General features: G+C 60.0%; 12 protein-coding genes. 8 read left to right on the top strand and 4 right to left on the bottom strand.

All coding sequences use genetic code 11. The features are described from left to right. The 4 genes from NKH73_RS31635 to NKH73_RS31620 form a co-directional block, all read right to left on the bottom strand. Positions 1-615, bottom strand: a 615-nt coding sequence (locus NKH73_RS31635) for a hypothetical protein (RefSeq protein WP_352939200.1), incomplete at its 3' end; no start/stop codon positions are given. A gap of 225 nt (positions 616-840) precedes the next feature. Beyond that, positions 841-1,854, bottom strand: a complete 1,014-nt coding sequence (gene sctE, locus NKH73_RS31630; RefSeq protein WP_352939197.1) for a type III secretion system translocon subunit SseC family protein — start codon at positions 1,852-1,854, stop codon at positions 841-843. Continuing rightward, positions 1,847-2,383, bottom strand: coding sequence for a SycD/LcrH family type III secretion system chaperone (locus NKH73_RS31625; protein ID WP_352799102.1), 537 nt, complete (start codon positions 2,381-2,383; stop codon positions 1,847-1,849). The genes sctE and NKH73_RS31625 overlap by 8 nt, the downstream gene beginning before the upstream one ends. Before the next feature lie 7 nt (positions 2,384-2,390). Next, positions 2,391-2,663 carry a hypothetical protein gene (locus NKH73_RS31620; RefSeq protein WP_352799103.1) on the bottom strand — a complete coding sequence of 91 codons (273 nt, stop codon included), beginning with the start codon at positions 2,661-2,663 and terminating at the stop codon, positions 2,391-2,393. Between the two features lie 860 nt (positions 2,664-3,523). Between NKH73_RS31620 and NKH73_RS31615 the strand changes: the two genes are divergently transcribed. The 8 genes from NKH73_RS31615 to NKH73_RS31580 all read left to right on the top strand — a co-directional run bounded on the left by NKH73_RS31615 (position 3,524) and on the right by NKH73_RS31580 (position 10,399). Next, on the top strand, positions 3,524-3,838 hold the full coding sequence (locus tag NKH73_RS31615; RefSeq protein WP_352939195.1) for a hypothetical protein: 315 nt from the start codon (positions 3,524-3,526) through the stop codon (positions 3,836-3,838). Beyond that, the gene (sctI, locus tag NKH73_RS31610) at positions 3,835-4,239 is read left to right on the top strand and encodes a type III secretion system inner rod subunit SctI (RefSeq protein ID WP_352939193.1); all 405 of its coding nucleotides are present in this window, start codon (positions 3,835-3,837) and stop codon (positions 4,237-4,239) included. The genes NKH73_RS31615 and sctI overlap by 4 nt, the downstream gene beginning before the upstream one ends. 19 nt (positions 4,240-4,258) lie before the next feature. Next, a complete protein-coding gene (gene sctJ / locus NKH73_RS31605; RefSeq protein ID WP_352939190.1) occupies positions 4,259-5,023 on the top strand; it encodes a type III secretion system inner membrane ring lipoprotein SctJ in 765 nt (254 codons plus the stop codon). 50 nt (positions 5,024-5,073) lie between these two features. Further along, positions 5,074-5,745, top strand: a complete 672-nt coding sequence (locus NKH73_RS31600) for a hypothetical protein (RefSeq protein ID WP_352939187.1) — start codon at positions 5,074-5,076, stop codon at positions 5,743-5,745. After that, positions 5,724-6,374: a FliH/SctL family protein gene (locus tag NKH73_RS31595; RefSeq protein WP_352799107.1), complete on the top strand. Its 651-nt coding sequence runs from the start codon at positions 5,724-5,726 to the stop codon at positions 6,372-6,374. Before NKH73_RS31600 ends, NKH73_RS31595 begins: the two co-directional genes overlap by 22 nt. After that, positions 6,367-7,749, top strand: coding sequence for a type III secretion system ATPase SctN (sctN, locus tag NKH73_RS31590; RefSeq protein WP_352799108.1), 1,383 nt, complete (start codon positions 6,367-6,369; stop codon positions 7,747-7,749). The genes NKH73_RS31595 and sctN overlap by 8 nt, the downstream gene beginning before the upstream one ends. Further along, entirely contained in the window at positions 7,746-8,237 is a 492-nt protein-coding gene (gene sctO, locus NKH73_RS31585; protein ID WP_352633233.1) for a type III secretion system stalk subunit SctO, read from the top strand. Before sctN ends, sctO begins: the two co-directional genes overlap by 4 nt. 470 nt (positions 8,238-8,707) lie before the next feature. Beyond that, complete coding sequence (locus tag NKH73_RS31580; RefSeq protein WP_352939183.1) at positions 8,708-10,399, top strand: hypothetical protein; 1,692 nt, start codon at positions 8,708-8,710, stop codon at positions 10,397-10,399. The last annotated feature ends 8 nt before the right edge of the window (positions 10,400-10,407 follow it).

Here is a 10,407-nt window from a genome sequence, read left to right as displayed (position 1 = left end):
GCCGCTCCAGGTCATCGTCGTTTGTTGCGCGACTTGCTGGGCTCTGTAGATCCCAGTCAGGTCAACGCCGGGCGGCTGGCTATCCACTGGGAGTGTCTCTGGGTCCCGCTTAGTAGCCGCCTTGCCAAGGTCGGGCGGCGGCTGGTCAACCTCCACTATCTCAGGGTCCGGCTTAGTAACCGGCGTGACCGCGACGTGAGGCGGCTGGCTGCCCTCTAGGGATATTTCGGGATCCGGCTTAGTAGCCGGCTTGGGCACCTCGGTCTGAAAACTCGTCTTGCCATTGCGGGCCTTCCAACCACCAATCTCAGCATCGAACCGTGCCTGTGCTTTGCGCGCGCCCTGAAAGCTCAGGCCCGCACCGGCTATTGCGAAGGCGGAGGTTAGGACCGTGCCGACCAGCTGGCATAACCCGGAAGCGCGAAGTGCCTTGGCAGCGGCGTTCTGCGCCGCGATATCGCAATCACGTGCAACCTGCCGGTCCAATCTCGCAGAATCACGGAACTGCAGATTTAGCCTGTGCAGCAACGCGCCAACTGCGTATATGTCAACTGAGGCGAGCCGTGCTCCCAAAGTTTCGGCAGCCGCGGTTTGAACGTCGATGTCTGCGAGCATTGGCGAACCTGCCCACGCCAACTTGCAGGAATCGGCAAGCGTTGACGCAACTTCGCCGTTCCTAGTACCCAGGCCACTAGAGGTCGCGGACATTACCAACAAGGGTCGATGTTCCTGCGAAGCGCCGTCAGGCGATAGATGACCGCCAATTCGGTTTGTCTGTATGACGGTGTGTAGCATGTATATCCTCCTGGCGTTGGGCAGGGATTTGACAGCTATGGCTCGTCAGCCGATGTGCCGTATGGCAGTTGAGGCGGATCGACTCTGCTCCTCGATCGCATCGACAACTCTTTGCGTCATGGTCGTCATGCTGAGGACCAATTCTTGGATGCGTGCGATCTCGTCTTCTTGAAGATTCGCCAATCTGGCGAGGAATTTCCTGATATCCAACGTCTCTGCCTGGGCGTCCGTCGCCTGCTTCTGCAGGAATCCGCTCGCGCCGCCTGCGAACGCCTCGGCTAACGTTGCAATGACTTCGCCCGTTCGGGCCGCTGTCGCAACGTGCTGACCGGCCATGGCAATCTTCGCTACCTTGTCGGCCTGGCTTGTGATCTTCGCGGCAATGCTCGCGGCCCCATTTACCCCACTGCGGAAACCGGCAGCCGAGGTGGCCACCGAACAAGCAACGACGATGAAAACCGTGATGATAGTGGCCCAAAGCTCGGCCTGGTGCGGTGACATCCCTTGATCTTTGATGAGGCTTTTCGCAATGGCCTGCATCATCTTGTCCATGACGCCCGTCTCGGTCAGGATCCCCACGGCGAGTGCAACTGCCGCGGTCGAAACGGCGAGAAGCCCGCCGGTGACTACGGCTGCTACCCCGGTGAACGCGATCGCAATCCACCCAAATATCCTCATGACCTTCGAACTCTTTTTCGCTTTTCTCACCTTCTCCGCCGCCTCGGAAATCTTTCGGGCAATTTTCTCGTTCTCCTGCTTCTGCAGTTCACCCCAGTGCCGTACATCCTCCGTACCCGCGGCAGCTTGGGCGTTGCCCATCTTTATCTTGAGGGCCAGAAATTTCTCCACGAGTTGGATCGTATCGAAGGCCCGTGGCGGGGGTAGCGTTGGCACCCTGTCCGGCGCCACAGCGCCGTCAGAGACTGGTGGTAGCGAAGGTTCAGCGCCAGATTTGCCAAAACCAGCGACAAGATTGCTGGTGAGTGCGTCGACCTCAGTTAGCACCCCGGATTTTAGTCTCAGTCCACCGATCGCTTCTGTAGTGTTGACGTTACGCATCGCAGTCTCCTTTACCATCAGCTTCAGGGTTGAGCCGACGCAGCATCAGCGACGCCCGCTGAGCCAAATCCTTATGCTCAGGTTTGCCGCAGCTAAGCGCCAATACACTATCAAGCGCGCTCACGGCTGCCGCCGGCTGATCTAGCTTGATAAGACATTTGGCAGCGCGAAACGGAATCTGCGGATCCTCGTCATTCAGCAGCGCAGCCATTCCATAGGCACGCACGGCATTTGCTGAATCGCCCAACATCTGACTAGCAGCACCGAATCCGAACCAAAATCTCGGGTCGATGTACCGATGCATGCATAGAAACCGAAAGAAGTTCAGCGCGTCGCAGTATTTACCGGCAGAATAGAAACGATGGCCGAGCGCGTAGACTGCCTCGAGCTCGTCATCCGTCATCCCAATAACAGCCGCCAAATCCGTTCGTCCTGCGATCAGCTCTTCCGTAATCCGCGCCAGCCCTGCAGCCTCAACAGTGCCCACTTCTCCATCCCCCGTTACCCGCTGCTCCTCTACCTTCTGCATCGCCGCCTCAGACCATCTGCCGTATCAGCTTGACGCCCGACCCACGTACCGGTCGCTGATCGGACGTGAGCGCCGCCTGCCGTTCACATGTGTAAGCTTGCCGAAAGTCCTCATCTCGAGTTCCAACGAATGCGGAGTCGATATCGCCGCTGATGGCATAATCGCCTAAGAGCTCAGCTTGCCTGGCGAGCTGTTCGCGACTTTCTTTCAAGGAGCTCTCCACCTGGGCGATCGTTTGCCGGGCGGTTTCCATCGTCTCATCGAGATCTTTGCTACTCATTCGTTCCCCCGTGGAATGGCAGGCGTTGCGCCTCGCGGGCAAAGTTTTGACCTCTGGAGAGCAGCGACTGCCTGATGGTCGATGCCCACGGCACATTCCATCCCTCAAGGACTGTGCTAGCGCCGTCGTCGGTGAGCTCAACGCGCTTCACACCTACGACGAGGCGGACGAATGATCTGAATCCTTCAGCCACTGCAAGACACGGTCTGCCGATGTTTGCGTCACGCCGGCATTCCGTTTGCCTCAAGGCGAGAGCTTTACCCGCAACGGCTTGATGCTCGCGCTTCATGCTGGAACTCCAAATAAATCGCCAGTCATACTGTCGATATCTGCTTTTAAACCAGACCGGTAATATTGTTTCGATATGTGCTCATCATCAGGCGTAATGGCATCGAACATCAGCCCGATCAGGAATGACAAACATGCTCTCGGTTACGGCCTCATATGCGGCGAGTATGGATGCATATCGTCTTTGTATTTGTGCCTGGCGCGATATTAAACAACACTGGCGGCGAGCTCTTCCGCCTTGATGCGTACTTGTTAGCAAAATCCTTTGTCAAAGTGGCTGCCGCGTATGGATCATGTCGTCCCGGATGCAAGTTAACAAACCATTTGCCTGCCGGCGCGGCGCGATTTGAACAAGCTGGAGCGTGTTAGAATTCGGTCCGCAGCTCGATGGCATGGTTGCCGGAAAATGACGCGCAAATCCCCAGGCGCGCAAATCCCCAAGAGAAAGGAACTCGATAACGATGTCTCCTTCATGTACGTCCGGCTCATCCGGGAGTCGCACTGAGATCGGGCTTGGCTTTCGGCGGCATCTTGCCGAGGCGGCCTTCCTGGCTTGCGTTTGGAATGACGTGGTGCGGGCCAGACGTATTGCGAAAGGACTTAACGCCATTGCGCCGGGCGGTAGGGAGTCCGTCATCGCTTACGCCGTGGCTGATTTGACGGTTGGAGATATCGAGGCAGCGCTGGAAAAGCTGCGTCCGCTTTCGGATATCAATGACGCGTATGGGATGGCATTCAAGGCTCTGGCTCTCCATCTGGCAGGACGACTCAGCCAGCGTGATGCCGTGCTCAAGCAGGTTCCGGGTGGAGATCCCGACGTCGATGGACTCGTCATAGCGCTTGGCAAGAGCTCGGTCGCACATCCGGCAGAGAGGGACATCTGGTGAGCGTGAACAGCATTAGTCCAGGGGCTCTGAGGTCTGTTTTGCCAACGGAGAGTGCATTCGTTTCGAAAATTTCGGCTGAATCCATTGACCCCGTTCGTCCCGCATCCGTTCGGCCCGAGTTGTCGCTACAGCACGACAGGTCAGCGACCGAGGTGGCGCGCGGATCTGGGGTCGCCCGGACACCGGGAGACGCCATCCTCAGCAGCATGGAAAAGCTGAGCACCAGCTTTACCCAAGCCATAGAAGCCACTTCGGCGAACATGAAACCGGGAGAAATCCACTCGGCTGATTGGCTGAGCGCACAGGTCACGATATCAGCTTTGTCCCTACAGTGCGACATGCTGGCCAAGGTGGTCGGCAAGGCCACACAAAGCCTTGAGACTTTCCTGAAAAACCAATGATCTACGCTGGTGCGCGGGTGTGACCTTTGTATTGAAGCAGCTGGCGATAATCCTATTGATGTTCACGATGGTGAGCTGCGGATCAAAGCTCGAGCTCTACCGCAATCTTCCGGCGCACGAAGCTAACGAAATGCTCGCACTGCTTATGGATCAAGGCATCTATGCCGAAAAAACGACGGACAGCGGCGGCACTGCCTCGTTGGCAGTAGATACTAAGGATGTCCCCCCTGCCATGGAAGTGTTGAACGGCGCCGGACTGCCTCACGACGTCTATGCCGACATGGGCAGTCTTTTCAAGAAAGAAGGTATGATCTCATCGCCGACAGAGGAGCGTGTGCGCTATATTTATGGCATCACACAGGAGTTGTCGCGGACCCTGACCAGCATCGATGGCGTGCTCAATGCCCGGGTCCATGTGGTGTTGCCGCAAGAAATGAGCGACGATCGAAACCCGCCCTTCCCCTCGAGCGCTGCTGTGCTTGTCCGTTACGCACCCAGCACCACCGTCGATCAGATAGTACCGAAAATCAAGGAGCTCGTCGCAAACAGCTTGGAGGGCCTGTCCTATGAAAGGGTTTCCGTCATCCTGCTGGCGGCGAGCCAGGATAATGCTTTACTGCGTTCGGTCGATAGATCGGCCGTCCTCACGACACAGGACAGGGGCGCACGCTATCTACTGGTCGGGCTCGTGTGCGGCACAGCGGCATCGCTTATCGGCAATGGTGTCCTCGCGTTCCTGCTATGGCGTCGCCTCCGCCAGACATCCGCCATAGCGTCTCAATGAGATCAAGCGGATCGAACAATTCAACAGCGATCGCCGGGACATCCGCCGCGATGTCGGATGAATGGCTTGATGCACCGTGGGCGAAGGCGGTGATGTGCTGCATTGCCGATCCTGCCGCTGATCTCGATTTCACAATTGCGCATGGTTGGCCAGAATGGATGCCGCTGGATATCGCTCTGGCGGAACCATTCACTCGTATTAAGCTTGGGCGCTGGCTGCTTCGTGGCCAAAGTGACCAACCGTCAGCCATCATTTCCGCTTGCGCCGCGCGACGAAGCCGGCTCGCGTTCCTCCCTGGACAGGACGCGGTGCGCCTTATGCGGCTAGCTGGCGCCTGGGTGGGTGCATCCGGCCTGACAGGACTTATTCGCACGAGCGATATCGCGGCGGTTCGCGCGGCGCTTGGCGAAGAAGCCGTCGTATTCGCTCCGCAGGCCGCACTCCTGCCGCGGCCGACTGCCGCACTGATGTCGGCGATCGGTGCTTGTGACATTCCGACCGCGCCCAGTGCATTGCTCCACTGCGGCGCGGCGATCTTCGGTCTTGCGATTGGCGGCATTCCGCAAATGCTGCGGACTCGGTTACGCTTGCGCCGTCCCGCGCCACTCTGGGCGGCGGCGGTGGACGCCTGTCGTGACGACAGTGCTGGCGAGGACGCATTTAATGCGATGCGGCGCCTGGTCCGTAAGAGAATACCCAAATGGTCGCATTGGTTCAGCTGACACCTGCATCGGCCGGCATACTCGGCCCTGGGCGAATCTTGCCGGCGGGCAGCGCACAGGCGCTGGTGGACGCCGAGCAACTGCTTATGCAGGCACGGCGCGAAGCCGATGCGCTCATCGGGGCGGCGCGTGTATCGGCCCGGGTGATCGAGGCGAACGCCAAAGAAGCCGGCTTGGCTGCGGCACAAGCGGCAATCGAGGCCCGCCTGACCGCGATCGCTACGGATTCTCTGCGGGTTATGGCGCAAAATGAAGAGCAGATCGTCAACATGGGCCTGCAGATCGCACGGCGGATCATCGAAACTGTTGAGCCAGTGGAGGCGGCGGTGCAGATTGCTTTGCGCGGTCTGAAATTCGCGGGGCACAAATCCCTCGTCCGGCTACGCGTGGCACCGTCGCTCCTCGAGGCGGTCCGCAGCCGATTAGACGAGATCCTCCCGAGGCTGACATCGCGCGCCGTCGACCTAATTGCGGACGCGCGCGTGAATGATGCCGGATGCATCATCGAGACCGATGCCGGACTGGTCGAAGCCACCATCGAGAGCCAGCTTGCGGCGATCGAAAGCTGCCTACGCAGCAGCCTAGAAACCTCTGCAAACTCAAAGCATGATAATGTCCCAAATGCCTAAATCGATCTCCGAGCCAGCCGAGCCGGCGAACGCAGTCATTCCCCCTGAGCAGGAGGACATCGATCGTTTTTTCCAGCTCGCAAGATCAGCAATTGCGCAGGCGTCGACAATGCACGTCCGCGGCCGGGTCCTTCAGATCCTTGGAACGGTCATCCGTGCCACGGCGCCGGGCGCCCGCATTGGCGACCTTTGCACTCTTCGTAATCCGGAGAACGACTTGCAACTGTCGGCGGAGGTCGTTGGCGTTCAGTGCGACGTCGCCATTCTGACACCGCTTGGGGAAATGCAGGGCCTCTCCACGCTCACTGAAGTGGTCCCAACGGGAAAGCCCCTCATGGTACCCACCGGCTGGAATCTGCTGGGCCGCGTCCTCGACGGTTTCGGCCGACCTCTCGACGAATCCACCAATGGGCCGCTGCTTCCGGAAGCCCGCGTGCCTGTCTACAGGGACGCACCGGCCCCCTTATCCCGGCCTATCATCGACAAAGTCCTTCCTGTCGGCATACGGGCGATCGATGGTCTTCTAACCTGCGGCGAGGGGCAGCGCACCGGCATCTTTGCCGCTGCGGGCGGAGGCAAGAGTACACTGATGTCGATGCTGGTGCGTGGCGCAGCGGTCGACGTGGCTGTGATAGCGCTGATCGGCGAGCGAGGCCGGGAGGTGCAGGAGTTGATCGAACACAATCTCGGCGCAGAAGCGCTATCGAGAGTGGTTATTGTCGTTGCTACTTCCGACCGCTCCGCAGCGGAACGGGCCAAAGCGGCCTATGTCGCGACGGCCATCGCCGAATGGTACCGCGACCAAGGACAGCGTGTGTTGCTTCTCATGGATTCGGTAACCCGTTTCGCGCGTGCGCTGAGGGAGATTGGTCTCGCGGCCGGTGAGCCGCCGACACGGCGTGGTTTTCCGCCATCGGTTTTCGCTGCACTGCCGAGGCTTTTCGAACGCGCGGGGAACAATCACCGCGGATCCATAACGGCCTTCTACACTGTGCTTGTGGAGGGCGATGATATGGCCGAACCGGTGGCTGATGAAACCCGATCCATCCTCGATGGTCACATTGTGCTCTCACGCGCCTTGGCAATGTCGAACCACTATCCCGCTATCGACATTCTGGCGAGTATCAGCCGTGTCATGAGCGCAATCGTGTCGTCCGATCATGAATGGTTGGCGGGCAGCCTGCGGCAGCTGATGGCAAAATACGACGAGGTGGAACTGTTGGTGCGTGTCGGCGAGTATAAGGAGGGAGCAGATCCACTCGCTGATGCAGCGATCGCCAAAATAGACCAGATACGAAGCTTCTTGCGACAGTCGACAAAAGAGCAGATCGGCTTCGACGCAATGGTCGATGCGCTCGCCGCCTGCTTGGCATGATTCCTAAAGCCGTACATCGCATTCTCGAACTCAAGCAACTGCGGCGCCGCCGCGCTGAAGATGCGTTGCGCCTGCGGCAGGCGGCTCTCGACAATGCTGTCGCGGCAATCGAAACCGCTTCGACAGATCTTCGCAGATGGCAGGAAGACCGACCCCGTCGCGAAGCCGCGCTATACGATCCCTTAATCGGGAAAGCCGCGGCTCTCATTGATCTTGACGAGGTGAATGCGCAGGTCGTCTCGTTGCGCCAACACGAACAGCTGCTCCAAAAGCGCCTCGATGCGACCAGAGCTGAGGCCGACCGCAGTCGGCAGGCGCGTGAGGAGGCGCACAGCGTGGCACGTGAGGCGTGGCGCGAGGTTAGCAAATTCGAGGATTTCGTTCGCCGCTTGCGCACCAACGCCACCCTGGAGGAAGAACGCTCAGCGGATCTGGAATTGGAAGATTCGCTCAACGGCGGAACAGTTTGGGTAGTAAGCAAGACATAATCTGTCGGTGAAACTACATCGAATGTGGAGCGTCCGTCCGTTGTCAGCGATGCGGGGACCACGGCGATTAGTGGTCTTGAGAGGCTGAGGGCTGTGGCGAAGCGCTCAGATCAATGTTGACCTTTTGAAGGGGCACGTGTTTTGCGGGAAACCACAGGAGCGCCCCGATGGGCCATGATGCTGAACATTACGGAATTTCCAAAGGCAGATTGTTTCTGGCGCTTTGAAATTCGCCACCATTGGTTCCGGCCGATATTGGGCAATCATTGGCGGGCCGCCTGGAACTGGCGGTCTCATCCGGTCTTCTTCGACAGGGCAGCTCATGGTCGACGATGGAAAGGATCTTGTCCGATCGAGTAATCGCGGACTCAACCTGGTCAAGCCAGCGACGTTCTAGGAACTGCCGATCCTTGATGCTTCCGCTGCGCGACAATCACGATGATCTCAAGATGTATCCATAGGAGGTGAATATGAGGGGCATTGAGGAGCGTGGCAAGGCGCCCATCTCGGCATTCAACGCCATCGAGCGTGATATCACGGACGATTCTCTCATCGGACCGGCGGCTAGCGTTGAAGGACCGGGTGAATCATCCTGTTCTGTGGTGGAGCAGACGCGCTCTGAGCCTCAAGATCAAGCGTTTTCTCCTGTAAGCAGCCAGCATACCAGCAGTATCCATGATCTGCCGCTGGATATTCTCGGTGAGGTTGCTCAGCGGCTCAGCCTGATCGATCTGCTGGGCATGTCACAAACAGATCAACAGCTGCGTGTCGCCGCGATGGCAATCGCGACGCCTGAAGAAAGGATCCGGGTTCAGGCCATCTGGAACAGGCTGACGCAACTCCAACCCGGCCCGCAGCCGCTGATGTATCCCGGCGTGATGCAATCACTCGCGCGCAACTTCGATTGCCTCACCAGAGTGCAGCAGGAGCACATCGTCGCGCTAGTCGAGGGGCTTGAGGACTACGACGACCGCAACTGGATCCTCGACGATATCGGACCGGGCTTGGTAGAACTCGCGCCCGACCTCCAGCAGCGCCTCGTGGCGCTTGCCGAGGGACTTCACCAGTCCTGGGAACGTAGCGCGGCCCTGCGAGGCCTCGGGACAGGCGTGGGAAGGCTTGCGCCCGAGCTGCAGCAGCGTCTGGTCGCCCTCGCCGAGGGACTTGACCACCCCTTACATCACTCCTCGGCTCTGTACGGCCTCGGAGTGGGTGTCGCGGGGCTTGCCCCCGAGCTCCAGCAGCGTCTCGTCGTCCTCGTAGAGGCACTTGACGACCCGGAAGATCGCGCGGAGGGCCTATTGGGCTTCGGCCCGGGCTTGGCAGCGCTTGTACCCGCGCTCCAGCAGCGTCTCATCGTCCTGGCCGAGGGACTTGGCGACCCTGAGCTCCGCGCCGTGACCCTGGAGGGCCTCGGAGCAGGTGCGGCAGGGCTGGCCCCGGCGCTCCAGCAGCGTCTCGTCGTCCTCGCCGAGGGGCTCAATCAGCCCGACGATCGCGCCTTGGCCCTGCAGGGACTAGCAGCGAAGATGGCGTCGCTTGCTCCTGCCCTCCAGCAGCGTCTTGTCGCCCTCGCCGAAGGCCTTGACGTCTCCGAGAATCGCGGCCCGGCCCTGGGGGTCCTCGGTGCAAGCGTGGCAAAGCTTGCACCCGAGCTCCAGCGGCGTCTGGTCGTCCTCGCCGAGGGGCTCGACCCCGCCGATTGCGCCTCTGCCGTGGAGGGCCTCGGAGCGGGTATGGCAGGGCTTGCCCCCGAGCTCCAGCAGCGTGTCCTCGTCCTCGCCGAGGGGCTCGCTCATCCCGAGAATCGCGGCACGGCCCTGAGAGGCCTCGGAGCGGGCATGGCAGGGCTCGCCCCAGAGCTCCAGCAGCGTATCGTCGTCCTCGCCGAGGGGCTCGACCAGTCCGCAGCCCGCATCTCAGCGCTGTGGGGCTTCGGTGCGGGCATGGCAGGGCTTGCCCCAGAGCTCCAGCAGCGTATCGTCGTCCTTGCCGAGGGGCTCGACCAGCCCACAGATCGCGTCTCGGCTCTCCAAGCTCTCGGAGCAGGTGTGGCGGGGCTTGCGCCCGAGCTACAACAGCGCATCACTGCCATTGTGGACGGACTTGACCAGCCGGAGGATATAGCTGCCGCCTGGGCAGCACTATTGCCGGGTCGGTGATCAATCCT

It is taken from the genome of Mesorhizobium sp. M0938, from assembly GCF_040319125.1.
GTDB lineage: Bacteria > Pseudomonadota > Alphaproteobacteria > Rhizobiales > Rhizobiaceae > Mesorhizobium > Mesorhizobium robiniae.
This window is presented reverse-complemented; position numbering and strand designations above follow the sequence as displayed.